We start from the raw sequence: 25212 nt of genomic DNA, 5'->3' as shown, positions 1-25212 counted from the left end.
AAATATCATGAAAGAAACAAAAAAACAAAACGATACAAATAAGCAATTGATAAACAAGAAATGGTTCACCTTTTCCAACTTGAGCACAATCGTGCTGATGCTATTTGTGATGGCTATGATTTTTAGTCCTGATGTAAAAGGCTTTGTCATACAAAACCTAATGAAGGTAGGATTATTTCAGCCTGATTTACCCAAAACAGCAGGTAAAGAAAGCGGGGCAGCTGTAGCAAAGGTGCCAGCCCAAGAAGTATTGTTTTTGGATGGTGAGGGTAAAACCATCAAACTTTCTGAACAGAGAGGTAAAGTAGTGTTTATTAATTTTTGGGCCACCTGGTGTCCACCTTGTATTGCCGAAATGCCTTCCATTGATAATCTTTACCTAAAATATAAAGACAATAAAAATGTCATGTTTATTATGGTAGATGTTGATGGAAAGTATGCAGCCTCCAGCGCGTTTATGAAGAATAAAGGGTTCAGTCTGCCGGTGTATACCCCAGCGGGCGGGATTCCAGAAGAATATTTTGCAGGTTCCATGCCGACAACTGTTATTTTGGATAAATCAGGAAATATGGCTTTCCATCATTTAGGAGGTGCCGATTATAGTAATCCCGAAGTTACTGCATTTATCGATAACCTCAATAAATAAACACCTAATTCACACTGCCCCAAATTGTGTCTAACTTTTTTGGGGCAGTGTAAAAATACGACAGCCGCTACTATTTTGATGAATATTTCTATAAGTGGATTGTTTTAATAAATTCATTTGAATTACCTTGATTCGATTTTTAATATCTATATATTTGCAGCAAATGTTGAATAGGATAATTGCGATATCATTATTGTTTGCGCTGATTGGCTCAAATTTCTCGCGTTTCTTTATTTATGCTGGCTTTGAAATGAACCAGGCATACATTGCTGAAAAGCTATGTGAAAACAAAAGTCGTCCATGGATGAATTGCCAAGGCAAATGTTTCCTAATGAAAAAACTGGAACAGGCTCAGGAAAAGGAGAAAAAGCAAGAACGTGAAAACCATAGAAACCATTACCAGGAAGCACTTCCAACAATAAACCTATCCTATACCTTAAAAAAAACGAGCGTAAAGATTTTTTATATTGATAAGCCAGTTCTCAAAACTGTTCATCGTTCGTTTGCAATATTCCAACCCCCAAAAGCTATTTGTTAAACAGGTTTAAATCCAATTTTTCTAGAATAAATTTATAGTTATATCATGCTATGTCTGGTTTGAATAGTTTTTTCTATTGATCAACTTTAAGTTGATCAATAGAAAAAACTATTAGCGGATTTTCAAGGCACCTGTAATTCTAGTACCCCTATTATTAAGTATAATTTTAAATTAACACATAAAATTTGTGGGATAATTTTAGTATACCCAATATAAATTCCTGATGATGCGAAAATTTTTAGGCTTGTATTTAATGATGTAATTAAATGTTATTAAAGCGCTTTCGGAATTCCAACGAACACTAATTGGTAGGAATTTCCCGCTATAATAAGTTTTAGCGAAAAGGATACCGCTTGCAATAAAGTAAATTAATCAATTATTACTTTTATAGAAATAGTAACGACAAGGAATTTATCACAAACAAAAAAATTAGTTATCCCAAATAAATCAAAAGTATCATGAAAACATATCTCTTAAACTTTAAATGGATTTTAATGCTAAGTGCCATCCTGTTCATTTCGTCTTGTTCAAAGAACGAAGATCCGGCGCCGGAATTTGTTGAAACTAACCTCGCTCCGCTATCTGTAGAGTTTGATAATATTGTTGGCGAAAGAACATTTGTTATTAATAACACCGCAAGTCTGTACACAAATGCAGCAGGTGAAAAATTCTCCATTTCCCTACTTCAGTATTTCATTAGCAATATTAAAGTGACTACAGCTGGTGGACAAACATACACGGTAAACCCCGATAGCAGTTACTTTCTAATCAATGGTGCTGACAAAGCCAGTCGTTTCGCTAAGGTGCGAGTGCCTGAAGGCGACTATACTAAATTAACCTTTACATTGGGTGTGGATAGTTTGCGCAGTACCATGCCAATTGACAAGCGGACTGGAGTGCTGGATCCTGCTTCTAACGGAGGCAATGATTTAGGTGGAATGTATTGGGGCTGGAACGCCGGATATATTTTCTTTAAAATGGAAGGCAATGCAGCAGCTATTTCTGATGATGTAAATGGTGACCCCACCGGTAAGAAACAGTTTAAATACCATATTGGTGGTTTCGGTGGTTATAGTGCACCAACAATAAACAATATTAAAACAATAACGGTAGACCTTACTACAGCAGGTGTGGCTAAAGTTAGAAAAGACCGTCAGAGCAATATTCACCTTTTTGTAGATGCTATGAAAGTGTTTAATGGCAAAAATAACTTTAGTATTGCTGCTCATCCCAATGTAATGTTTAGCCAATACAGCGTAAATGTTGCTACAAATTTTTTAGAAATGTTCAAACACGATCATACTGAAAATTAAAAAAAGATGCGCAAAAAACACGGTATTGTACTAGCCTTGTTCGGCCTTTTCATTCTGGCTTGTAAAAAGGATAGTTCCATAAAAGAACAGATAGATACTTTCCTTGGTTTTCAAAAACCAGGAAATTTTCCTGAACCTGACTATAATTTCGCTAATAATCCTATTACTCAGGAAGGTTTTGAATTAGGTCGAGCCTTGTTTTATGAACCCAGGCTTTCCAGGGATAATACGATATCCTGTGGTTCCTGTCATATTCAGTCAGCTGCTTTTACACAGCATGGACATGATGTAAGTCATGGTATAGACGACCGTTTAGGTACCCGCAATTCACCACCTATTATGAACCTTGCCTGGAATAAATCTTTCATGTGGGGCGGTGGAATCTATGATTTGGATCTTCAACCAATTGTGCCTATAACAACACATGAGGAAATGGATGAAAACCTGAAGAATGTAATGAATAAGTTAAGCAAACTACCAAAATATTTGGAGCTGTTTAAAAGTGCCTATGGATCAGAAAATATTACCACGGCTAAATTTATGAAGGCCTTATCGCAATTTATGCTAATGTGTGTCAGCAGTAATGCAAAATATGATAAAGTAATGCGAAAGGAGGGTGGAGCAGTATTCACAGCTGAAGAGCAGGAAGGCTATGTTTTATTTAAGCAGAAATGTGCTTCCTGTCACTCCGAGCCTTTATTTACAGATGGATCTTTCCGTAATAATGGCTTAGGCATAAGTCCGGTTAATGACAAAGGTTTATATACGGCTACACTTAAAGAAACAGACCTGTATACGTTTAAGGTTCCGTCTTTAAGGAATCTCCAATATACGGCGCCCTTTATGCATGACGGAAGGTTTTTAAGTCTGGCGGCGGTACTGGAGCATTACAATGCGGAAGTTCAACCTACCCGAAATTTAGATCCATTATTAAATCAGGAAAATAAACCTGGGATAACTTTACCTGAAGTGGAAAAAGTAAAACTGGCGGCTTTTTTGTCAACTTTAAATGACACCGAGTTTATTAAAAACACCTTGTTGTCTGAACAATAAAAATTATAACCTGAAACTATCATTAACTTATGTTAGCCTCATCACCTTTCAAAAAATAATTATATAACAATGAAAATAAAAGTAATTATCACCTTTTTACTCTTAATGATTTCCATATCAGCTACACGTGCCTGTGATATTTGTGGTTGTGGTGTGGGAAGTTATTATCTTGGGATTTTACCCGAATTTAACAAAAGATTTATTGGACTTCGCTACCAACATAAAACTTTAAGTACACATCTTGGTCCTGGAGGCGAGCGAACGCCAATTACAGCTGATGAGACTTACCAAAGTGCAGAACTTTGGGGCGGATGGAATATAGGCAGCCGGTTTAGGGTGCTGGCATTTATACCTTATAATTTTAATGCAAGGGAAAGTCAGAGTGGAAATGCTGCAAAAAATGGCTTGGGGGATATCGCTTTAATGGGATACTATAAAGTATTTGAGCAAAAAGGAACGGTAGGGGAAAAATTACTGATACAATCCCTTTACATTGGAGGAGGGATTAAAGTGCCTACAGGTAAATATTCACCAACTGAGCGACTTTCGATACAGGAGTCTCCCAATAATTTTCAGTTAGGTACAGCAAGTACAGATTTTACCTTGAATGCGGCTTATGATGTGCGTTATCAGGATCTAGGAATGAATATTAATGTAAATTACAAAATGAATACGGAGAATAAGTATGACTATAGGTATGGTAATAAATTTACATCAAACGTTTTGGTTTATCATAAATTTCGAGTGGCTAACCTGTTTACTATTGCTCCAAATATTGGTGTTTTATATGAAACAGCAAAGAAAGATATGGAAAGTAAGAAATATGTGGTAGATGTTTCTGGTGGTCATTCCTTTTCTGGTGTGACTGGCGTCGAACTGTCTATGGAAAAGGTGTCTTTTGGCGCAAATTATCAAAATGTGATGTCACAGGATTTGGCAGGTAGAAGAGCACATGCTGGAAACCGATTTATGATCCATACCTCTTTTGCCTTTTAACTATTTGGAAACCTAAAAAAGCTTAGTATGAATTCATCATAAGCTTACAAATTATAAAAAACAATGAATAGAAGCTTAGGATAGCTTGTCAACAATAAAAATATACTTATGAAAAATTTATTATTTAAATACAAATTCAACAATTTTTATTTCCTCCTATTAGGGATATTACTTATGGTCTCTTGCCAAAATGAGCCTAATTATAAAGCAGTTCGTCAGGAAGTGATGGATCTTCACGACAAGATTATGGTGGATGGAGAGCGCGCAATAAAAAATAAAATGATATTAGATACCCTGTCAAAGAGTAAATTAAAACAATTAAAACAGTTGCATCCGGAGATTGATACCCTTCAAGAAAAAGTACAAATTGTTAAGCTGGTCGAAAAACTAAGTCAGGCAGATGAAATGATGATGGATTGGATGCATGAATTCCAAGCTGACATTGAAGGTAAATCAAATGCTCAGGCTGTAACCTATTTTAAAGGAGAGATGGTTAAAGTAGCTAATCTAGATCATTTTTATGAAGAATTGCTTAAGGAATCAAATGCCTACTTGAAAAAGTTTAATTTAAATTCTGTCGAAGTGGAGAAAGAAGTTCCTCATAACCACAGTAAGCATTTATAACTATTTTTCTTTACTATTTAATGTATACAGGTAGTCTCAAAGCAGGTATTATATAATATATTTAAATAAAATATTAAATCATGACAATCACAAAAAGTTATCTTCAAACCTTCACAGAAGCAAGGACAAGGTTTATTAATTTATTGATAGCTATTACTGCTGAAGATTTAAAAAAGAAGTTGGTGAATACTAAAAATAGCGCAGGGTTTCTTATTCGTCATATTGGTGATGTTGAATTATTGTTTGCTAAAAATGTATTTGGTGCAAATGAAGTTAAAGTTTCCGCTAAAACTTTAATTGCGCAACACGATACCGGCGAATGGACAAACCTCGAAGAGTTATTAGAATACCAGCAGTTTGCTTACGATAGTTTGAAAGCGATTATTGAAATGCAAAGCGATCAAGATTGGCAGCAAACCATCATCACCAATGAGTTTGGTGCAAAAACAAAAGCTGAAGCAATTGGAAGGATAATTTCTCACACTGCATATCACGCAGGACAGTTGACACTCATTTTGAAATATAGCTGATTTATCGTATTCAAGAGGTCATCTCAAATGTTGATTTTACTTATGAGATGACCTCTCTCTAAATGACTTATTCCATTTTCGATGGGTAAACGAGTAAAGGAATTTTTTGATTAGACAAGGCTGTTTTTGTTGTGCTTTTCGTTAAAAGTCTTTTCAGAAAATTGCTTTGATAATGTACAAGTGCGAGCATATCAGAGCTGGTCTCTTTACAAAACCGGTTGAGCCGCGGTACAATTTCTTTTCCTCTAATAAATTGATGGTTTATCTTCGGGTATTTTAAATTTTCTACCTGGTCCATAAAACTTTTTACTTGGTCAGGTTGTAATTGATCTTTTTCACCAATTTCCCTCACATGAATTATTTCCATATGGAAATCGAATAGCCTTGCTAATTTAACCAGGTAAGTAATACCTTTAATTTCATTCAAATCAAAATTAGAGGCGAAGGTTATTCGGTCCATTTTTCTTAATGAAATATCCTGAGGAATGATTAAAATAGGACGGAGACTATGATTGATAACCGAACGTGTATCACTTCCCAACAGTATATGATCAATAGTGCTGCCAGATTTTGCACCCATCATTACTAATTCTATTTTTTTATTTTTGATGAGGTCTGCAACGCAGGTACCAACATTCCCTTCAGCAAGTTGTATATGTATAGTTAGTTTAAAACCATCAGGATACAATTTATTATAATTTGATGTTAATTTTGTGGCTGTTTTTTGTAGTTTTTCTTTTGTATCGGCTTTCCAAATTGATGTTCCCTGATCAATCCATGGAGCGCCCGAATAAATAGCCGTCTCTGGAAGGAGTAAATAGGTGCTAAATAAAAGAATATTCGCTCGGAGTTTCGAAGCCAATAATAAGCAGTAGTCTCCTACAGGAGCGCTTGAATGTGATGGGTCAATTAATACAACGATGGTTTTCATTATTAATTATGTTTTTAATGGTGATGAAACACTCCGTAATTCTGTGCTCAAATAAAATTAAAGAACAGCTTAATACATTGGATCGATAAAGCAAGCTCTTTTCAGCTAAAAAATGCTTTACAAAAGTATCAAGGTTTTATAGATTAGCATGTTACAAAATTTGAAGAAATTGTAGATCAGGAACAAATGAGAGTTCTTAATGTGAATGATCCTATAATGCTAACCTATATCAAAGAAACTGCAGTAAAGCTTTCTAACTGTACGAATCCAAAAGTCAAAGATGCTTGTTTGTTTACCTTAAGTAGATTATTAATAACAAACCGACACACTAACCATAGTTAAAAATATTTTATCAAAGCAATGTGGCTATATTCTTTTAAAACTTCAGGAGCTGTAAATTCCACATCACCACCATTTAGTAATATTTTTTCGATCACATCATCTACAGCATCTCTGATGTAAGAGAATTGGTTATAAGGCTCAACTAATTCCTCTATAGCCTCTGGCGAACTGCCTCTTTGAGCAGGATATTTAAAGTTTTTTTCTACCACTAGAAGTTTTCCTGGTTGGTTCATTGCTTCCTTCCAAACCTCTTTTATGCCTATTGCCAATTGGTTTTTACCCGCAGCTGCATCTAACTGGTTCAGCACCTCCTTGTCGTTGTCTGTTTCCCAGGCATCAAGATATGGTTGCAGCAGTTCTTTTAGCTGAGGAATTGTTGCATTGTCATAACTGCCATCTACATAAGCTATAATAGATTTGACATTTTCGCTAGACTTCTTAAAATGGCCCAATATTTTTTCATTACCTAAAACAATAACTGGCAAGGGGTGGTCGTGAAGAACAGTATGAAGTTCTTTATCCATCTGTAACAGAAAATTGTCAACCATGGTTTGCTTATAATTAGTCATATCCGAAAAATTGACTATCTCTCCTGGCGATTCTTCATATTCAGTTAAATCTTCTGGTATGTTGGCCTTTAGACGGGTAAGTGTTTTAAAGTCGGTCAGGAACATCCGACTTTGCTTTCCGCTTAAAAATAGTAATAGAAAGCTGTGTTGTTGTTTTTTACTGTAAATGAGGTCGCGGATTTCAAAGGACTCATCGACAATAATTTTTTCTTCCACAGGTACATCAAGGTAGTAAACTTTCTGAAAAACTAGTGAAACATAAATTGCGATACTTTTTTTTGTGGTATCGAAATCAATTTCTTTAATCAGCTCAGCAAGTCTTTGCATTATTTGCTCACATATCTCATTTGGGAAATCATTTAATAAGGCACGCTCAACCTTATCTGAAGCTATTTTTAAAGCATGATTGAGCTCGGTTTTTAAACTGATTTTAGCTTCTAATGGCATTAAGATAGAAACTGCAGGCCTGTAATGAAGTGCTGCTATAACTTCTTTTATTTCCGGGCTTAAATTAGTGTTCATAAAACAATGATTAGGTATCCTAAGTTAACCTTAAATATGGTGTATAACATTGATCTTAATCATATTATATATTGATTGTTCTCATTTCTTTATTCTGTTTATTTTACTTAATTACACTCTAAATTGTCCGCACTATGCCGTCTCCTATTTTAAAGTACTTCTTACTCGTGTTTTTGTTCATTAACCCTTTACTGAGCAGTTGTAACCAACAAGCAAAGAAAAAAATGGTTGTAATTGATGCTGTAGTTAAAGATTGGAATCAAACTATTCCTGGGAATTTTAGCGCACAGTCCAAAACTGTTTTTGATAGTACTAAAATTGATTCTTTTCTATTGACCTATCCCACGTTTAAAACTTCTACAAGCGAAATCAGGCGCTTTTACAAGAGTAGAAATTATGCTTATGCCTGGTTTGATGATGGAAGGTTAGTTGAATATGCAGGGAACCTGGCAAACAGGATACTAAACCTTGAAACGGAAGGAATTTATAGCAACACACCGTATAAAAAAGAATTGGACTCCTTAATTTATAATGTGCCCACTAAAAGTAAACAGCCAAACCTGGAATTGGAACTTATGCTCACGGCACAGTATTTTGTTTTTTCAAAAGTTGCATGGCAGGGAATGAGTAGTGGGGCCAGTAAATCGACTGGGTGGTATTTGCCCAGAAAAAAAGTGAATTATGAGCAGTACCTGGACAGTCTTTTGAAAAGCCCAGAACCTGTTGGATCGATACGTGAACCGGTTAATCGCCAATACGAATTGTTAAGAGGTTGGTTGCAGAAATATCGGGATCTGGATATTAAGGAAGAATGGAAACCAATTGCTATGCCTAAGAAAAGCTATAAATTAGGCGATAGCGCAGCGGTAATCAGTCTGATTAAAAAACGGTTATATCAATTAAATGATTATAAAGGGGATACCTTGAGTACTGTTTTTTCTGATGAATTACTCGATGCTGTAGAACTGTTTCAGGGGCGCCATGGCTTGGAAATTGATGGGGTGTTCGCAAAAAAGACTTTGGAACAGCTCAATGTGCCATTGGAAAACAGAATAAAACAAATATTGGTGAATATGGAGCGAAGCAGATGGCTTCCAATTAATTTGGACAGGAAATACCTGGCGGTAAATATTCCAGAGTTCAAGTTGCATGTTTACAACGGCGAAAGTTTATTGTGGAGCTGTAAGGTGGTTGTTGGAAAAACCGTTCATCAAACAACGGTTTTTTACGGAGAAATTAAATATGTTGTTTTTAGTCCTTACTGGAATGTGCCAAATGGAATTTTACGCAAGGAGATTATTCCAGCAATGCGGAAAGATCAAAATTATTTAGCGAAGCACGACATGGAAATTACAGGTTACAGAGACGGCTTACCCATAATAAGGCAAAAACCTGGTCCTGAAAACTCATTGGGATTAGTTAAATTTCTTTTTCCTAATAGTTATAATATCTATTTGCACGACACCCCGTCCAAGTCCTTGTTTGGCGAGTCAACCAGGGCTTTTAGTCATGGTTGTATTCGGGTTAACGAACCGGTTAAACTGGCCAATTTCTTGCTTAAAAACCAAACGGAATGGGATGCCAATAGAATAGACAGCGCTATGCATGCTGGCGTAGAAAGTACGGTTACTTTAAAAGAGAAAGTTCCTGTTTACATTGCTTATTTGACTGCTTTTACGGATCGTAACCATCAGTTGAATTTCAGGAATGATATTTATGATTTGGATAAACGGCTTGCCGATATGATTATATCTGGTAAGGGTAAATATTAAGGAAAAAAAAGGGTAGCCTACTTTTAGGAATGCTTCATGAAAAATCAACTTTTCCAAAACCCAAACTTCTGGCATTTAAGCCAACAGGATACTTTGACTAAACTTGGAACCAGTTTAAATGGTTTGAGTGGCAAAGAAGCCAATTTACGACTAAAAGAATATGGTTTAAACACCGTAAAAGACACAGCTAATGTTTCCAGGTTTGTGCTTTTCCTGTCGCAGTTTAAAGGCCCTATTAATATACTTTTAATAGCTGCGGCATTGTTATCTGCCGTTTTGGGTGATGTGCCCGATACCCTCATTATTTTATCCATTGTATTGCTCAGCAGTTTTTTAGGCTTTTGGCAAGAAATGGGCGCTGCCAATGCAGTAAAGGAATTATTGAAATTAGTAAGACTGCATTGCACTGTTTTAAGAGACGGACAAAAGCAAGATCTCCAATTGGAATCTATTGTTCCCGGAGATATTGTATTGCTCTCGGCGGGAGATATAGTTCCTGGTGATGCCTTATTAATGGAATCTCATGAATTATTTGTTGACGAGGCCGCATTTACCGGAGAAACTTTTCCTGTGGAGAAAAAGTGTGCCGTATTACCCATACAAACGCCATTGGCAAAAAGATACAATGCTTTGTTTATGGGCTCTCATGTGATTAGTGGAAAGGCTACGGTATTGATTGTTCAGACAGGTAAGCAAACAGAATTTGGTAAAATATCCTTGGAACTTCAATCCAGAAATAATGAAACAGATTTTGAAAAAGGTATCCGTCGTTTTGGATATTTGCTGATGGAAATTACCATGTTGCTGGTATTAATTGTTTTTGCCATTAACGTGTTATTGCATAAGCCTGTTCTCGATTCTTTTTTGTTTTCTCTTGCACTTGCTGTCGGCTTAACACCACAACTGCTGCCAGCTATTGTAAGTGTAAATTTAGCCACGGGTGCAAAGCGAATGGCCAGTCAGCAGGTAATTGTTAAACGTTTATCCGCAATAGAAAACCTTGGCAGCATGAACATATTGTGTTCTGATAAAACAGGTACCATTACCCAAGGAAAGGTTAACCTGAAAGATACTTTAGCTATTAATGGTAAACACAATGAAAAGGTGCTGGAATATGCCTGGCTAAATGCGTCTATGCAGCAAGGCTTCCATAATCCTATTGATGAGGCAATTTGCAGGAGCTTTAAAGGACCTGTAAATACCTTTAATATTCAATCAGAGGTTCCATACGATTTTATCCGTAAACGATTGACTGTACAGGTTAAAAGTTCGAAAGAAAGCATCGCCATCACAAAGGGGGCTTTAAATAATGTCATTTCCATCTGCAATCAGGTGGAATTAGAAGATGGGCAATTGCAAAGTCTGGATAAAAGCCACCTGGACTCTATTGATGAATGCTACAGGAAATTCAGCGATTTAGGGTTTCGTACGCTCGGGGTTGCCTATAAACCATGGAATAACGGAGAGGATTTTACAAGGGATGAGGAGAAAGAAATGATCTTTTTGGGTTTTATTACACTGTATGACCCTCCTAAAGCCAACGTGGCCGCAACGATAACAAAGCTAAATCAGCTTGGTGTACAATTAAAAATTATAACTGGAGATAATGCGCTAGTTGCCACTAGTCTCGCTATTGAGATCGGTATTGCAGCACCGAAGGTGCTTACGGGGGCAATGATTCAAAAAATGAGTAATGCAGCATTACTGCATAAAGCCCCAAAAACAGACCTTTTTGCAGAGGTAGAACCTAATCAAAAAGAAAGGATCATTAACATGTTGAAAAAGGCCGGTCATGTGGTTGGTTTTATGGGTGATGGGATCAATGATGCGCCTGCCCTTCATGTAGCAGATGTAGGTATCTCCGTTGATACTGCTGTTGATGTAGCAAAGCAGGCAGCCGATATTGTATTGTTAAGCCGTGATTTGGATGTGCTGGCAAAAGGTATTATAGAAGGACGTAGAACTTTTACCAATACCATGAAATATATTTTTATGGCTACAAGTGCTAATTTCGGCAACATGTTCAGTATGGCCGGAGCTTCTTTATTTCTGCCTTTCTTACCTTTATTGCCCAAACAAATCCTGCTAACTAATTTATTAACAGATTTTCCAGAGATGGCAATTGCTACAGATAGGGTTGACGAGGTAAATATACAGGCTCCGCAACGATGGAACCTCGGTTTTATTAAGCGGTTTATGATGGCTTTTGGTTTGTTAAGTTCTGTTTTTGATTATTTAACTTTCGTTATTTTATTGCATGTTCTTCATGCTGATGAGCAGGTTTTTCAAACAGGCTGGTTTACAGAATCAGTAATTTCAGCAAGTTTGATCGTTCTTGTGGTGCGTACACGCCTGCCATTCTTTAAAAGTTTACCCAGCAACTACTTGTCTTTAGCTACCATATTTATTTTAGTAGTGGTGCTCTTAATCCCATATACCCCAATTGCCGATTGGTTCGGTTTTGTCAAATTACCGCTGGTATTTTATGGCTGGATGATACTTCTTATTATAGGTTATATTATTTCAGCAGAGTTACTTAAACGCTGGTTTTATAAAAAGTGGTCTAAATAATTGGGGTGAAACAGTTAAATTATGATAGCAGCAAAAAAGCATCATTTATTTAGCGCATCAAGAATAGCCTTTTATGATTTATCTATGCTGGTCTTTTATTTTGCGCTACATTATATCCGTAAGCTAGAAAATACCGGTGGCCTTAGCGGTAATGGTTATGTTTTCAATTACTGCTGTTGCTTGTTTTCTATAATTGGTATATTTTCGAAAGGGTTAAAAATAACCCTATACTTAATTATGTCGCCATCATCGGGTTTATATTTTACTTCTTTTTGTTTCTGGTGATGGTTATGCTAAGCAATAAAAAAACAGTTGGTTACATTTTGCATAAATTGAGCCGGTTTTCTCGCCTGCAGCGATATTTTACAATATTAACCTTGCCTATTCATGCCGCCTTAATTTTAACCTTAATCTATCGTTTTTTAACTTTTTGGCTACCCATACCCATTGGGTTATTTTTATACAAAAACCTACAGCTTCAAAACCTCTACTGTACTAAGTTAATGAGTTAACACTGACTGCGCTTTCGGTCAAGGGTGAGTCAAGGGTTTCTTCGATAAAAGGTTGACTCACTGTTGACTCACCCTTGACTCACTGTTGACTCACTACGAATCAGGAATAGCACCATAGTTTGTAATTGTAATCATGAAAACAGCAGCTAAGTATGATTAAGCATTTATTTGACCTTGATTCACTGTAGTGTGACTTAGGTTACATAGAAAAAAACCAAGATTAGTTAAGTTTGTTTAAACCAAAATTAAACTGTTATCAAACATTCGATACATAGCTAATCCCATAAATTATGAAAACACATTATCAAATCTTAATAGTTGGAGGAGGGAATGCAGGTATTTCTATTGCAGCACAGCTGCTCCTTAAAAGCCGTAAATTAGACATTGGGATTATTGACCCTTCAGACAAACATTATTATCAGCCAGCCTGGACATTGGTTGGTGGTGGTGTATTTGATATACAGAAAACGGTTAGGAATGAAGCTGATGTTATTCCGAAGAATGCCGATTGGATACAAGACAGTGTTACCACCTTCCAGCCTGAGAACAACTCTTTAACTTGTAAAAGTGGCAATGTCATTAATTATGACTATTTGATTGTTGCTCCCGGTATACAACTGGATTGGGATAAGATAAAAGGACTGAAAGAAACATTGGGTAAAAATGGAGTTTGTAGTAATTACTTATTTAATCAGGCTCCTTACACTTGGGAAACACTTAAAAATTTAAAATCTGGAAGGGCAATTTTCACAAACCCTAATACCCCTATAAAATGTGGTGGTGCACCGCAGAAGATTATGTACCTCAGCGCTGATTACCTCAGGAAACATGGGTTTCAGGATAACACTGAGGTTCATTTTTATAGTGGAGGCACGTCTATATTTGGGGTAAAAAAATATGCGGATACACTTAATAAGGTCGTTGCCAGATATGGTATACATACACACTTTAGCCATAATCTTGTAGCGATTGACGGGGATTTAAAGCTAGCTTATTTTGAAACAAAAAATGCGAATGAAGAAATAATCCGTGTTTCGCAGTCTTTTGATATGATCCATATTACACCGCCCCAATCTGCACCTGATTTTATTAAAAATAGTCCGCTTTCGGTAAAAGATAATCCTTTAGGTTGGGTAGATTTAAATAAAGATACCCTTCAACATAACCGATACAAAAATGTTTTCGGTTGTGGAGATGCAGGGAGCACTCCAAATTCCAAAACTGGGGCAGCAATTCGCAAGCAAGCACCAGTGCTGGTAAAGAATTTATTGCACTTAATGGAGGGGGTGAAAATGAATGAGGTTTATAACGGCTATGGCTCTTGTCCGCTGATTACTGGTTACGGAAAATTGGTGTTAGCAGAATTCGATTATAATAACAAGCCCATGGAAACCTTTCCTTTTAACCAGGCAAAAGAAAGATATAGCATGTGGCTTCTGAAGAAAAAGGTTTTGCCTTGGTTATATTGGAATAAAATATTAAAAGGAAAATTATAGGGTATAGTTCGCTTTTTATTGCTTAAATCAGGATTAGATGAAACCATCATAAGCTTACAGTTTACAAATAGCATTGAATAGAAGCATATGATAGCTTCATCACCGTTAAAGACATAATTAAACTGATGAAAAATAGACGAAATAATATTAACGATGCCAAAATGCTTCAGGAAAAATGGAAGGTCAGGAGAATGAAAAAATAGAAGGTAAAACCAAATTGAGGTTTTCTAGTTATGTTATTTATTTATTTATAATTATTCTGATGATGATAGTCATAGCGGTGATTACTCAGAACCGAAAGGAAAATAAAGAAAGGCCTACGGATTTAAAGAGCAATGTTACGACTACAATACCATTGAGAAACAATGGGGAAATGATCAGCTATGGGAGGGAACTTATTGTACACACTTCATTATATTTAGGGCCGAAGGGTAGCGTGGCACAAATTAGTAATGGAATGAATTGCCAGAATTGCCACTTGGATGCAGGGACAAAACCTTATGCAAATAATTTTTCGGTATTTTTTTTTAGCTATCCTAAACTGAGCAATAGGAGCGGGAGGGTTGAACAGGCAAGTGAAAGAATTAATGAATGCTTTGAGCGTAGTTTGAATGGAATAGCCCTTAAGGAAGACAGCAAAGAAATGAAAGCGATATTGGCTTATTTGGAATGGGTGGCTAAGGATTTGGTAAAATCATCGAAATTAAAGGCACCATCTGTAGAAAAGCTGCCTTACCTGGATTATGCCGCAGATCCAATAAAGGGGAAGATTGTTTATATTGCAAAATGTAAGAGCTGTCATGAGAATAACAGCACAATTCCTCCGTTATGGGGTAGTGGTAGTTATAATGATGGTGCTGGCATGTATCGTTTAAGAAATTTCTCTGGATTTGTGAAAAATAACATGCCTCTTGGCGCCAGTTATCAGAATACGCAGCTTACAGATGAAGAGGCATGGAATGTTGCTGCGTATGTTAACTCCCAGCCCAGGCCACATAAAGATCAGTATGGCGATTATAAGGTTTTATCAACAAAACCAATAGATTTTCCATTTGGTCTTTATCAAGATGAATTTAATGAGAAACAACATAAATATGGCCCATTTAAGCCTATTGAAAAAAAAAAGAAATCAAATTTTATGATAGCTTTATCACCATTTTAAACAATATATTCTAATGAAGAACTATTCTCTATTATTAACCGCATTTGTGTTGCTTTTTTTTATAAAACCTGCTGTAGCTCAAACTGCCCCAGCTACTTTTACGGGAGCAAAAGCAAATAAAAAACATTATAAAGCTTTATACGTATTGAACAGTGGCGATGATAAAAAGATCAGTGGGACACTTAGAAACATCAAGAATGCCCTGGAAGACCCTAGGCTTAAAGGAAAACTTGAAGTTGAACTCATTGTATTTGGGGATGGTGTGGCTGTATACAGCAAATCTGGAAAATACCAGGAGCCACTTCAGGCGCTAAAGGAAAAAGGAGTATTGCTGGCGCAATGCGAAAATACCTTAAGGGAAAGAAAGATAGAAAAGAGTGAATTATTTGATTTTATTAGTTTTGTGCCGAGTGGAAATGGGGAGATTATTATCCGGCAGCAGCAAGGCTGGTCTGTTGTACATCCGTAACATTATTTGAATGATATGATAATGAAGAGCTAACTTTAAAATTGGTAAATAGCAATAAATTAATTGCTTCATTAACATATTATAAAAATGAAATTAAAATTTACTGCCCTTATTTTAGTAGTCATCATTGGATTTATTCAGCACGTAAGTGCACAAACAAGCGTTCATAAATTAAAAATAAAAAACGCAAAACAGCTTCGTCAATATTTTTACTATAAGGGTAAAGACTTACCACTTATTAGTGGGCATAGGGGTGGTACTACCATAGGGTTTCCGGAAAATTGCATAGCAACTTTTGAAAACACCCTTCGTTATACGCCAGCCTTTTTTGAAATAGATCCACGTCTCACAAAAGATAGTGTAATTGTTTTAATGCATGATGAGACGCTTGATAGAACGACTACTGGAAAAGGCAAAGTTTCGGATTATACTTGGGAAGAATTGCAAAAGTTCAGGTTGAAAGACCCAGAAGGTAATGTTACCGATTTTAAAATTCCGTTGTTGAAAGAGGCTATTTTATGGAGTAAAGGTAAGACTATTTTGAATCTTGATCATAAAGATGTGCCTTTAGAAAAAACAGCTAAATTGCTAAAGGAAAGTGGTAATGATGTGATTATGCTAACTGTTCATCAGCCCGAAGAAGCAAAGTTTTACCTTCAGGATAATCCAAACAGAATGTTTTCTGCATTTATCCTTAACAAAAAGACATATTATGAATATGAAAGGGCGGGTATCCCCTGGAACAGTATGATTGCATACATTGGTGCAAAACCAACACCAGAAAACCTTGAGGTATTAAAGCTGCTTCATGCAAAAGGAGTGATGTGTATGATTTCTGCTGCTTCATCTTATGATAAATCTAAGGATGCTGCAGAAAGGACGGCTGCATATAAAACTATTATGCGTCATGGCGCAGACATACTTGAGTCTGATTTGCCCATTCAGGCTGCAGCAGCTGTTAAAGAATTTATTCCTCAGCGGAGTTCCAAATTTAAATTCTGGAGTAAGGAGAAATAATTCTTTAAAAATCCTAAACGAGTTTTTTTAAGTGCTTAAAGTTGGTTCATTTTGCTGAAGAACATTTTTTTAATGTGATTTTTGCATCTTTGCACCAAATAAAGATAATGATCAAATCTATTACCATTAACGACTTTATCGGTCTGCCTAACTTTATTCCTTTAATTGATGTCAGAACCCCTGCAGAGTTCGAACAGGGGAAAGTGCCAGGCGCTTTTAACATTCCCATATTTAGCAATGAGGAACGCGTTCAAGTGGGTACTACCTACAAACAAATAGGAAGAGAGCAGGCTATTTTGTTAGGTTTTGATCTGACAGGTAACAAATGGTCTGGTTTTATTAAACAGGCTTTAGAAATTGCACCTGCTAAGATAATTGCGGTTCATTGCTGGCGTGGGGGCATGAGAAGTGGTGCAATGGCTTGGGCGCTTGATTTATATGGATTCGAAGTTTATTTGATCGAGGGTGGATATAAGAGTTATCGCAGTTGGACTATTGAACAATTTGAAAAAACTTATGAGTTGACCATATTGGGCGGGATGACTGGCTCTGGTAAAACAAAATTGCTCCAACAGTTTAAACTGTTGGATGAACAGCAAATTGATCTTGAAGATCTAGCCCAGCATCAGGGATCATCTTATGGCACAATGAATAGCATGGTGCAACCTACGCAAGAGCAATTTGAGAATAACTTAGCTTTTCAGTTAAAGGGCCTTGATGAACATCGCCGCATCTGGGTGGAAGATGAAAGTCTGACTATAGGTAAAAGATGCATACCGAAGTCTTTCTGGGAACAGATGAGGAGTGCTAAGTTAATCAACATTGATGTTCCTATTGAGCAAAGGGTTGAATTACTCTGTAAAGAATATGGTGCTCTAGATAAGGATTTCCTGATCGCTTGTACAGAGCGAATATGGAAGCGATTGGGCCCCCAAGAAACTAAAAATGCCATAGCAGCAATAAGTGAGGATAGAATGGCTGACTTTATTCGCATCGTTTTGGTGTATTATGATAAGACGTATAACAATGGCTTAAGCAAGCGAGATAAAGAAAATGTGCTTACTATACCTATAAATAGTAAAGAGGTAGTCTCGAATGCTATCCGGATTTTGGATTCAGTAGTTGGAGCCAACTTAAAATAAATTAATAAAAATGGAATTGAAAGATATAAAACTTACCCAATACTCACACGGCGCAGGATGCGGCTGTAAAATCAGTCCTGCTATACTTGACACTATTTTACATAGCAATGTCCCTTCTGTTATCGACCCACGTTTATTGGTTGGGAATGATAAAAGGGATGATGCTGCGGTATTCGACCTGGGTAATGGATCAGGATTAATTTCTACGACAGATTTTTTTATGCCGATTGTGGATGATGCTTATGATTTTGGCAGAATTGCATCAGCCAATGCCATTAGTGACGTTTACGCTATGGGTGGAAAGCCTGTTATGGCTATCGCAATACTAGGCTGGCCAATTGAAAAACTGGCACCAGAAATAGCACAAAGGGTTTTGGATGGAGCGAGGTCCATTTGTGCAGAAGCAGGTATTACACTTGCTGGAGGTCATAGTATTGATTGTCCTGAGCCTGTGTTTGGTTTATCTGTAAATGGGCTTGTTGCTATTAAAGATTTAAAACAAAATTCAACAGCTACTGCTGGCTGCCGATTGTATTTAACCAAAGCATTAGGAGTAGGTATTTTATCTACCGCACAAAAGAAAGGTGTTTTACTTCCTGAGGATGCCGCTGTTGCACTAAAAAGTATGGTAACTTTAAATAAATTGGGCGAAGTATTTGGTAAGTTGGAGACTGTAATGGCGATGACTGACGTTACCGGGTTTGGATTGCTGGGGCATCTGGCTGAAATGTGTGATGGAAGTGGGTTGTCGGCCGTGATTGAATTTGATAAAGTTCCGGTAATTGCCTCTTTGCCAAATTACCTAAGTCAAAATTGTTATCCGGGCGGAACGCAACGTAATTGGAATAGTTATGGTCATAAAGTGAGTACGCTGACCGATGAGCAAAGATTCATTCTGGCAGATCCGCAAACCAGTGGTGGGTTATTAGTGGCAGTGACCGCTGAGGGTACAGCAGAATTTGAGCGGATTCTTAAAGAACAGGGCTTAACGGAGAAGCATCTCGTGCCATTTGGCTGGTTGGAAGAAGCGAATAGTGAAAATGTTATTAAAGTGATTTAATAGTTACCATAACCTTGATTTGCATACAATCTTCAGGGCTTTGCAAACAGTCATCTTGCTAAGTTTACCGAAATTTGCTTTAATAAAATCAGAAAGTATGAAATCAAGGTTTTATATTATATACCCGAATATTCTGTAGGATGCAGGAGAATAATATCGCTTTTTGAAACGGTATTCTTATAAAAATCCATAGCAGAAAGTTTTTTCCATTCAGCGTCCGTTCTAAAAGCATCCCAATGCTTCTCCCGGGAGGCTATATCTTCAAAGGATGTCATGTACATTAAATTCGGCATTCGGCTTCCAGATATTACGCTGCCATAAAATACAGCATTAAAACCAAGACGTTTAAATAAGCTGATCTCTCCGCCCTGGTTAAACATATGAACTTTTCTTAAATAGCCTTTCTCCGTTGGTCCTTCATAACTACGTAATTCATAGACTCTTTTCTGAGGTTCATTCTTTAATGCAGGGATCTGAAGATTTGGCATATTAGCGAATGCTTTAATAAAAATCGATTCCATTCTTATATATGGCGCTTTATTATATGCTGCATCCAGATAAAGTTTTCCACTTTCGGCATGCTGCTGATCTTTTTCCAATCGATCGCTCATATCAGCATATTGCTTTGCAGATTTAAATGGAATTAAAACATAAATACGTCTGTCCTGCGAAGTATCATTTCCAATGGGTTTAAAAACGCCCACCGCTTTTACTCCATTACGATTTAAGGCAGGTAAAAATGCCTTTTTTAGATAGTCATCTACAATAGCTTCCTTCTCCTGATTGGCTAAATGATAAACCTTTATTTCATAAAAATATGAATTCTTCGATTGACTGAAAAGACGGGAAGAAAATCCTGACATGACTGTTAATAGAAGCACTGGAATAATTTTGAATTTCATGCTTAATAAATTTTTTTGTATAAAATTAGAATTTAATTAATTAGCTATTTATGAGAATTTATAAAAAAACTGGAAGTCGGCTTTCAGGATTCCCTTAATCCTTTAAGCTGAATGGCACTCTTTAAAAAGCATTATAGCAGCGTCATTTACTTTTCAGCCCAATAATCAATAACTGTTACTTTGTCTAAATGCGGTTTTAATATTTCAACAAATGCTTTGTGTGCCGAATGAACTAAATAATCATCCCTGTGCTTCTCCTTATTGAAGGTTACAAAAAAGCAATGCGTTAAGCCCTGGTTCAGTTTTTCAGGACTATTATTTGTTCCCCATTCAAAATCTTTTATCAAACTAATCTTGTCGGATAAACTACGGAAAGCATTTTCAACGTTTTTAATATCCGCAGGTTTTGAATCGTCTTTAAATTTAAACAACACAACATGTCTTAACAACTGCTTGGAAGTTGTTGTGTTTTGTGCATTGGTGGATTTGGTTAACATAAGCAGGCTTGTGAATGAGATAAAAAGGTAAATAATAATTTTCTTCATACAGTAAATAATTTTAGATTGCTAATCTAATAATAATTTTAGAATTTTAAACATTAGTTTTTCAGCACATCCAACCTTCCAAAAGCATTCATTATGGAACAAAATTCCCTGCTGGATCTGGCTTTTGATTTTGTACAATTTACCGACAAAAATATCTTTCTGACAGGTAAGGCCGGCACCGGTAAAACCACTTTCCTGTATAAGCTTAAAAAGTTATCACCTAAGAGAATGGCCGTTGTGGCCAGGAACGCGCATAATAATGAACCCGGTGAACAATCAAGGCTAAAGAACGGGATGAATTAAAATTGTTATGATGATCTATTAAAAATTCACTTCGAAACCTGCTGTAAGCATTCGGGGTAAGCTTACACGAATACCTTCAGGTCGCCTGGTAGTAATATATCGCTGGTTTGTAAGGTTTTTTACCGCCACATTAAAAGCAGCTTTAGTTTTTGGAATGTTGTAAAAGGCGTTCGCATCTACCACAAAGCGACTGTCTATTTTTCCGGTTCTCCCATTCGCTGAGGCTAGTTCTGTGTTTAATTCATCTGTAAACTGGGCGCTTATGTAATTTCCGGATACTCTGAATCCGAAGCCATTTTGCAAATCCATTCCTATGGCATTCCACACCATCAGCTTTGCTGAATAGGGAAGTTGGTTGTTTTTGACATTAACTGTCTGGCCTTTCACCGGAATAAAGCGGTCATTATTATATTCAGACTTCTGTAAAGTAATATTAGATTCAACAGTGAATGAATGCCTGGAGCCTGAGATCTCACCCAAATCAATTTTAAAGGCTGCCTCAATGCCTTTGTGTAAGGTTTGTCCGCCATTTACAACTCCGGTGGAATTAAGATTACCTGATGAATTGGAAACCGGGATGATCTGGTTTTGGAAATTCAAAATAAAACCGGTTAATTCTGCGCTTGCAAAATTTCCGAAATGCATGCGGGTTCCCAATTCATAATTTGTACTTAATTCCGCATCGAGGTTGTAAGGAACGCCATTGGATGTTATGGCATCTTTAATTCTTGGAGGTGCAAATCCTTTATGTACTCCTGCAAATAAATTAATATTATCGCTGGCTGCAAAGGTAAGTCCGGCACCAGGAATAATAGCAAAGGTGTTATCACTGGCAATAATGCTGGTATCCCTGATTACATTATTAACATTATTGATTCGGTATCTTCCACGAAGGATCTGGCGTTCGTAATCAAAGTTTTCGATTCTCATACCGCCGCTTACTGAGAGTTTAGAAGTAATGTTAAATTTGTTCTGAATATAGGCACTGAATGCATTGCCTGTTCGCAGCTCTTTATCACGCATAGTTCCCTCTGACGAACTTGCATCTTTCCCTATTATAAATTGTTCGTCAGCTTTTTCATACAGAAAACGGGCGCCTGTCTCGAGTTCATTGTCAATATTTAAAAGACGATGTTTTATACTCAAGCGTGGCTCCAGGCCAGCCACAACAAACTGGCGGTTACGGTTACCAGTAGAATTGATCATATAAACCGCACCGTTTGATATACCAGGATCACCCCAGATAATGCCTGTTTGATTAGCGGCAGCTGAATTAAAAGAAAAGTCCTGACGCTGCCAATTGCGGCTTGTGGTATAAGCAAAAGCCGTTGTTTTCAGGCTGATATTCTGATTAATCTGCAATTGGTGCGTAGCACTTACAGAGTAACGTTTGATAGGTAATTTATCAGAAGCAGACATACGTATAAAGTCCTGATCGCCTTTATCAAACATAGTTTGCGTTAAGCCCAGATAGGTAGAATTGGATTCTTCCTCGTAATAACCCAGTTTTATCCCCAGGCTGGAATTCGAATCCAGGCTGATCTTGATTTTTGCAGAAAGATCATTTAATCTAAAACGGGTAGGACCCAGCTCATCTGCTCTTTTATGAAGGTAAGAAATGATAAATCCTGTTTTGCCAATGGTGTTGCCGTAGGTTCCAAAACCTGAAAAGTAGCCGTTTTTAGCGCCCATTAATTTGATACGGGTTGTTTGGCGGAATGGCGGATCTGCTGTAAAAAAGTTTACTATTCCGCCGATGGTTTGCGGGCCATGAAGTATTTGACCGCTTCCTTTAAGAATTTCAATTCCCGCCATTTTATCAATGGAAGGTGTGAAATACATTTCCGGTTCTCCGTAAGGTCCAAGGGCTATAGGAACTCCATCCTCGAGCATTAAAATATTACGGCTCCTATCCGGATCCAGACCACGGATGCCAATGTTAACTCTTAATCCAGCTCCTTCTTCATCCACCACATTTACGCCACTAACTTTACGTAAAACTTCGTTCAAACTAACCGGTGAAAAAAGTTTAATCTCTTTTTGGTTCAAAATATTTCCTGACCCAGGAACTTTATTGATCATGCCATCTCTTTTGCCAATGATAATCACCTGGGGCATTGCAATACTACTACTGTCAGATAATTTTAACGGTTTTTCGGAGTTTTTCTTTTGACCTGATACATTAAAACTTATTACCAGTCCCGTTATTAGGGTAAAAAAATGCTTCATCTTATTTAGACTAAAATTGAATAGTTCACAATACTACCGGATCTTTTTATAAAAAACAAATTATTAAGAATGATTATGAATAAATATTTTCTCGAATATTCAAACCTGTGCTGAATGTTGAGGAAGTTTAAATATATTTCGAATTATTTGTTGAAATGAGAGCCTTGACTAAGAAAAACATGTTTATTTCTACCGGAGTTGATCCAATCCATCTAACTTATTGGAATGAGCCTCACTTTTTAAGGAGATATTTAAAAATGAAACAGGTAATGCTATCAAAGATTACATCCTTACCATATCAGAGATTGCTATCGAAATGAATTTTATAGATGAAAGCCACCTAAAAAAGGTATTAAAGGGTGTATTTGGGAAATCAGCAAAACAATATAAAAAGAACAGTTAAACTCTGAACAAATGGTTTATAATATTAAATTTGAAGACCTATCCAAAAAACACGTCTCATTATTATAATTCTTATCATGAAAAAAGCACTATTAGCAATTTTATCAGGAGTATTTTTTTTGATGCTAGCATCTTGGGCAAAAGTAAAAAAAGATACGATCTCAGAAGGAAAACAGCCACAGATCAGTGAAGATAACAGGGGAATAATACGAGTGGTATTTGGACAGGAAGACAAGATATTTTGTTCGACCTCTACAGACAAAGGAATTGTTTTTTCGGAACCAGTTTTGGTTGCACAAATACATAATATGCATTTAGGAATGTCCAGAGGGCCTCAAATAGCCAGTTCTGGTAACTATTCAGTTATTACTGCTATTGATAAATCCGGCAATATTCATTGGTTCCAGCTTAACCACTCTGCCAAAAGCTGGAAAGATATGGGTACAATAAACAATATTAAAGGATCTGCACCAGAAGGTTTGATGAGCATAGCAGCGGACAAAAAGGATCATTTTTATGCAGTTTGGCTAGATACAAGAACAGGCAATAAGAACCAAATTTATTTCTCTTCGCTAATACCAAATGCAAAAACTTGGTCAAAAAACATATTGGCTTATCAATCACCAGCTGAACACGTATGTGAATGCTGCAAGCCAAACATTTCTGTTCAAGGCTCTGAAGTTGCTATTATGTTTAGAAACTGGCTAAACGGTTCAAGGGATTTGTATTTACTTCGATCATCGAACAGTGGACAGTCTTTCACAGCAGCTCAAAAGTTAGGTATGGGTACCTGGAAGTTAAATGGCTGTCCGATGGACGGTGGAGGAATTAATATTAGTGGTTCTGACGTACAGACCACATGGCAGCGAAAGGGAGTCGTATATTATTGCAAGCTCGGTCAGCCCGAAGTTACTATAGGAAAAGGAAGAACGTGTAGTATTTCCGGTACAGGAAATAATACAGCAATTGCGATGCAAGTCGGAGATATGGTCAAGATCGTAACGCTTAAAAACAAAAATGAAATAACGATAGGTAAAGGAAGCTTCTTAAGGTTTATTGTTTTACCAGATAAAAAAATAATTTGCGTATGGGAGCAAGACAATGAAGTCAAATTTAAAAAAGTATAGTACAATTCGTAACTACTCAGGTACTTTAAAAGATTTGACTGTTTTCAGCCCTTGTAATCGTTGTTAGTTTAGGGGCAGTTTCAAAATTCAAATAAAATGGCTGTTTTATCCACATTTCACTGTATAACTTGATTGGATATTTCTAGCTTTATTGGCTTTAAAAGCGGTTTTTTGTATAAAACAGGAACTGCTAATAAATGGATAATAAAGATTTTCTGAGACTGGTTGATTTGCTCGAAAAGGAGTCATTTGCACGTATTGCTGCAGAAAGCGTAAAGACTGCTGAAATCGCTGCCTTAAGCCAGATTATTTCAGATCAGAATACTTCATTTGGTCAGACGATCCATGATCTAAATGCCACAATTGTGCAGCTTAATCACACCATCGGCAGGTTACTGGAAGAAAACAGGCTTTTAAAAGGCCCGAAAAAGAATAGTAG

The 25212-nt window shown here is 36.7% G+C and carries 23 protein-coding genes and 1 pseudogene; 18 read left to right on the top strand and 6 right to left on the bottom strand.

All coding sequences use genetic code 11. The features are described 5' to 3' along the window. Nucleotides 1–7 precede the first annotated feature (7 nt). The 7 genes from AAKU52_RS13135 (at nucleotide 8) to AAKU52_RS13105 (ending at nucleotide 5700) form a co-directional block, all read left to right on the top strand. A complete protein-coding gene (locus AAKU52_RS13135) occupies nucleotides 8–646 on the top strand; it encodes a TlpA family protein disulfide reductase (RefSeq protein WP_354334208.1) in 639 nt (212 codons plus the stop codon). Between the two features lie 163 nt (nucleotides 647–809). Continuing rightward, a complete protein-coding gene (locus tag AAKU52_RS13130; RefSeq protein ID WP_354334206.1) occupies nucleotides 810–1184 on the top strand; it encodes a hypothetical protein in 375 nt (124 codons plus the stop codon). Between the two features lie 458 nt (nucleotides 1185–1642). Next, entirely contained in the window at nucleotides 1643–2497 is an 855-nt protein-coding gene (locus AAKU52_RS13125) for an MbnP family protein (protein ID WP_354334203.1), read from the top strand. Between the two features lie 6 nt (nucleotides 2498–2503). Beyond that, nucleotides 2504–3550 carry a cytochrome-c peroxidase gene (locus tag AAKU52_RS13120; protein ID WP_354334201.1) on the top strand — a complete coding sequence of 349 codons (1047 nt, stop codon included), beginning with the start codon at nucleotides 2504–2506 and terminating at the stop codon, nucleotides 3548–3550. A 69-nt stretch (nucleotides 3551–3619) separates the two neighbouring features. Then, nucleotides 3620–4546: a transporter family protein gene (locus AAKU52_RS13115; RefSeq protein ID WP_354334199.1), complete on the top strand. Its 927-nt coding sequence runs from the start codon at nucleotides 3620–3622 to the stop codon at nucleotides 4544–4546. 108 nt (nucleotides 4547–4654) lie between these two features. Then, nucleotides 4655–5170, top strand: a complete 516-nt coding sequence (locus AAKU52_RS13110; protein ID WP_354334197.1) for a hypothetical protein — start codon at nucleotides 4655–4657, stop codon at nucleotides 5168–5170. Nucleotides 5171–5250: 80 nt separating this feature from the next. Then, on the top strand, nucleotides 5251–5700 hold the full coding sequence (locus tag AAKU52_RS13105) for a DinB family protein (RefSeq protein ID WP_354334195.1): 450 nt from the start codon (nucleotides 5251–5253) through the stop codon (nucleotides 5698–5700). A gap of 67 nt (nucleotides 5701–5767) precedes the next feature. Here the strand turns inward: AAKU52_RS13105 and AAKU52_RS13100 are convergent, their stop codons facing one another. Together AAKU52_RS13100 and AAKU52_RS13095 are read right to left on the bottom strand one after the other, a co-directional pair. Beyond that, nucleotides 5768–6631 (bottom strand): universal stress protein, encoded by an 864-nt coding sequence (locus AAKU52_RS13100; RefSeq protein ID WP_354334193.1) that lies wholly within the window; start codon nucleotides 6629–6631, stop codon nucleotides 5768–5770. 338 nt (nucleotides 6632–6969) lie between these two features. After that, on the bottom strand, nucleotides 6970–8064 hold the full coding sequence (locus AAKU52_RS13095) for a baeRF3 domain-containing protein (RefSeq protein WP_354334191.1): 1095 nt from the start codon (nucleotides 8062–8064) through the stop codon (nucleotides 6970–6972). 134 nt (nucleotides 8065–8198) lie between these two features. On the opposite strand from AAKU52_RS13095, the gene AAKU52_RS13090 reads away from it, so the two are divergent. The 8 genes from AAKU52_RS13090 to selD all read left to right on the top strand — a co-directional run bounded on the left by AAKU52_RS13090 (nucleotide 8199) and on the right by selD (nucleotide 19265). Next, complete coding sequence (locus AAKU52_RS13090; protein ID WP_354334189.1) at nucleotides 8199–9836, top strand: L,D-transpeptidase family protein; 1638 nt, start codon at nucleotides 8199–8201, stop codon at nucleotides 9834–9836. 36 nt (nucleotides 9837–9872) lie between these two features. Beyond that, nucleotides 9873–12407, top strand: a complete 2535-nt coding sequence (gene mgtA, locus AAKU52_RS13085) for a magnesium-translocating P-type ATPase (RefSeq protein ID WP_354334187.1) — start codon at nucleotides 9873–9875, stop codon at nucleotides 12405–12407. 802 nt (nucleotides 12408–13209) lie between these two features. After that, nucleotides 13210–14415, top strand: a complete 1206-nt coding sequence (locus AAKU52_RS13080; RefSeq protein ID WP_354334185.1) for an NAD(P)/FAD-dependent oxidoreductase — start codon at nucleotides 13210–13212, stop codon at nucleotides 14413–14415. 262 nt (nucleotides 14416–14677) lie between these two features. After that, complete coding sequence (locus AAKU52_RS13075) at nucleotides 14678–15577, top strand: c-type cytochrome (protein WP_354334183.1); 900 nt, start codon at nucleotides 14678–14680, stop codon at nucleotides 15575–15577. Between the two features lie 13 nt (nucleotides 15578–15590). Next, nucleotides 15591–16046, top strand: a complete 456-nt coding sequence (locus tag AAKU52_RS13070; protein ID WP_354334180.1) for a DsrE family protein — start codon at nucleotides 15591–15593, stop codon at nucleotides 16044–16046. An 87-nt stretch (nucleotides 16047–16133) separates the two neighbouring features. Beyond that, complete coding sequence (locus AAKU52_RS13065) at nucleotides 16134–17063, top strand: glycerophosphodiester phosphodiesterase family protein (RefSeq protein WP_354334178.1); 930 nt, start codon at nucleotides 16134–16136, stop codon at nucleotides 17061–17063. 107 nt (nucleotides 17064–17170) lie between these two features. Continuing rightward, on the top strand, nucleotides 17171–18205 hold the full coding sequence (gene mnmH / locus AAKU52_RS13060) for a tRNA 2-selenouridine(34) synthase MnmH (RefSeq protein ID WP_354334176.1): 1035 nt from the start codon (nucleotides 17171–17173) through the stop codon (nucleotides 18203–18205). 10 nt (nucleotides 18206–18215) lie between these two features. Next, nucleotides 18216–19265 carry a selenide, water dikinase SelD gene (selD, locus tag AAKU52_RS13055; RefSeq protein ID WP_354334174.1) on the top strand — a complete coding sequence of 350 codons (1050 nt, stop codon included), beginning with the start codon at nucleotides 18216–18218 and terminating at the stop codon, nucleotides 19263–19265. 116 nt (nucleotides 19266–19381) lie between these two features. Here the strand turns inward: selD and AAKU52_RS13050 are convergent, their stop codons facing one another. Further along, nucleotides 19382–20167, bottom strand: coding sequence for an NIPSNAP family protein (locus AAKU52_RS13050; protein ID WP_354334172.1), 786 nt, complete (start codon nucleotides 20165–20167; stop codon nucleotides 19382–19384). Between the two features lie 146 nt (nucleotides 20168–20313). Further along, on the bottom strand, nucleotides 20314–20712 hold the full coding sequence (locus tag AAKU52_RS13045) for a Dabb family protein (protein WP_354334170.1): 399 nt from the start codon (nucleotides 20710–20712) through the stop codon (nucleotides 20314–20316). 93 nt (nucleotides 20713–20805) lie between these two features. Here AAKU52_RS13045 and AAKU52_RS13040 point away from each other — a divergent pair, with 93 nt between their 5' ends. Continuing rightward, nucleotides 20806–21015 (top strand): hypothetical protein, encoded by a 210-nt coding sequence (locus AAKU52_RS13040; protein ID WP_354334168.1) that lies wholly within the window; start codon nucleotides 20806–20808, stop codon nucleotides 21013–21015. 18 nt (nucleotides 21016–21033) lie between these two features. Here the strand turns inward: AAKU52_RS13040 and AAKU52_RS13035 are convergent, their stop codons facing one another. Beyond that, entirely contained in the window at nucleotides 21034–22707 is a 1674-nt protein-coding gene (locus AAKU52_RS13035; RefSeq protein ID WP_502931031.1) for a TonB-dependent receptor family protein, read from the bottom strand. 66 nt (nucleotides 22708–22773) lie between these two features. Then, nucleotides 22774–23097: pseudogene (locus AAKU52_RS17540) on the bottom strand (TonB-dependent receptor plug domain-containing protein); the annotation flags it as partial. Between the two features lie 626 nt (nucleotides 23098–23723). Between AAKU52_RS17540 and AAKU52_RS13030 the strand changes: the two are divergent. After that, nucleotides 23724–24773: a hypothetical protein gene (locus AAKU52_RS13030; RefSeq protein ID WP_354334164.1), complete on the top strand. Its 1050-nt coding sequence runs from the start codon at nucleotides 23724–23726 to the stop codon at nucleotides 24771–24773. Nucleotides 24774–24970: 197 nt separating this feature from the next. Further along, nucleotides 24971–25212: hypothetical protein (locus AAKU52_RS13025; RefSeq protein WP_354334162.1), on the top strand; the 242-nt coding region annotated here is incomplete at its 3' end.

Source organism: Pedobacter sp. CG_S7 (assembly GCF_040544395.1).
Lineage (GTDB): Bacteria > Bacteroidota > Bacteroidia > Sphingobacteriales > Sphingobacteriaceae > Pedobacter.
This window is presented reverse-complemented; position numbering and strand designations above follow the sequence as displayed.

What these genes read in the sequence shown, in the direction of transcription:
- AAKU52_RS13135 (WP_354334208.1), top strand. Translation starts at nt 8, where the DNA reads ATGAAAGAAACAAAAAAACAAAACGATACAAATAAGCAATTGATAAAC.
- AAKU52_RS13130 (WP_354334206.1), top strand. Translation starts at nt 810, where the DNA reads ATGTTGAATAGGATAATTGCGATATCATTATTGTTTGCGCTGATTGGC.
- AAKU52_RS13125 (WP_354334203.1), top strand. Translation starts at nt 1,643, where the DNA reads ATGAAAACATATCTCTTAAACTTTAAATGGATTTTAATGCTAAGTGCC.
- AAKU52_RS13120 (WP_354334201.1), top strand. Translation starts at nt 2,504, where the DNA reads ATGCGCAAAAAACACGGTATTGTACTAGCCTTGTTCGGCCTTTTCATT.
- AAKU52_RS13115 (WP_354334199.1), top strand. Translation starts at nt 3,620, where the DNA reads ATGAAAATAAAAGTAATTATCACCTTTTTACTCTTAATGATTTCCATA.
- AAKU52_RS13110 (WP_354334197.1), top strand. Translation starts at nt 4,655, where the DNA reads ATGAAAAATTTATTATTTAAATACAAATTCAACAATTTTTATTTCCTC.
- AAKU52_RS13105 (WP_354334195.1), top strand. Translation starts at nt 5,251, where the DNA reads ATGACAATCACAAAAAGTTATCTTCAAACCTTCACAGAAGCAAGGACA.
- AAKU52_RS13100 (WP_354334193.1), bottom strand. Translation starts at nt 6,631, where the DNA reads ATGAAAACCATCGTTGTATTAATTGACCCATCACATTCAAGCGCTCCT.
- AAKU52_RS13095 (WP_354334191.1), bottom strand. Translation starts at nt 8,064, where the DNA reads ATGAACACTAATTTAAGCCCGGAAATAAAAGAAGTTATAGCAGCACTT.
- AAKU52_RS13090 (WP_354334189.1), top strand. Translation starts at nt 8,199, where the DNA reads ATGCCGTCTCCTATTTTAAAGTACTTCTTACTCGTGTTTTTGTTCATT.
- mgtA (WP_354334187.1), top strand. Translation starts at nt 9,873, where the DNA reads ATGAAAAATCAACTTTTCCAAAACCCAAACTTCTGGCATTTAAGCCAA.
- AAKU52_RS13080 (WP_354334185.1), top strand. Translation starts at nt 13,210, where the DNA reads ATGAAAACACATTATCAAATCTTAATAGTTGGAGGAGGGAATGCAGGT.
- AAKU52_RS13075 (WP_354334183.1), top strand. Translation starts at nt 14,678, where the DNA reads ATGATGATAGTCATAGCGGTGATTACTCAGAACCGAAAGGAAAATAAA.
- AAKU52_RS13070 (WP_354334180.1), top strand. Translation starts at nt 15,591, where the DNA reads ATGAAGAACTATTCTCTATTATTAACCGCATTTGTGTTGCTTTTTTTT.
- AAKU52_RS13065 (WP_354334178.1), top strand. Translation starts at nt 16,134, where the DNA reads ATGAAATTAAAATTTACTGCCCTTATTTTAGTAGTCATCATTGGATTT.
- mnmH (WP_354334176.1), top strand. Translation starts at nt 17,171, where the DNA reads ATGATCAAATCTATTACCATTAACGACTTTATCGGTCTGCCTAACTTT.
- selD (WP_354334174.1), top strand. Translation starts at nt 18,216, where the DNA reads ATGGAATTGAAAGATATAAAACTTACCCAATACTCACACGGCGCAGGA.
- AAKU52_RS13050 (WP_354334172.1), bottom strand. Translation starts at nt 20,167, where the DNA reads ATGAAATTCAAAATTATTCCAGTGCTTCTATTAACAGTCATGTCAGGA.
- AAKU52_RS13045 (WP_354334170.1), bottom strand. Translation starts at nt 20,712, where the DNA reads ATGAAGAAAATTATTATTTACCTTTTTATCTCATTCACAAGCCTGCTT.
- AAKU52_RS13040 (WP_354334168.1), top strand. Translation starts at nt 20,806, where the DNA reads ATGGAACAAAATTCCCTGCTGGATCTGGCTTTTGATTTTGTACAATTT.
- AAKU52_RS13035 (WP_502931031.1), bottom strand. Translation starts at nt 22,707, where the DNA reads ATGGGCGCTAAAAACGGCTACTTTTCAGGTTTTGGAACCTACGGCAAC.
- AAKU52_RS13030 (WP_354334164.1), top strand. Translation starts at nt 23,724, where the DNA reads ATGAAAAAAGCACTATTAGCAATTTTATCAGGAGTATTTTTTTTGATG.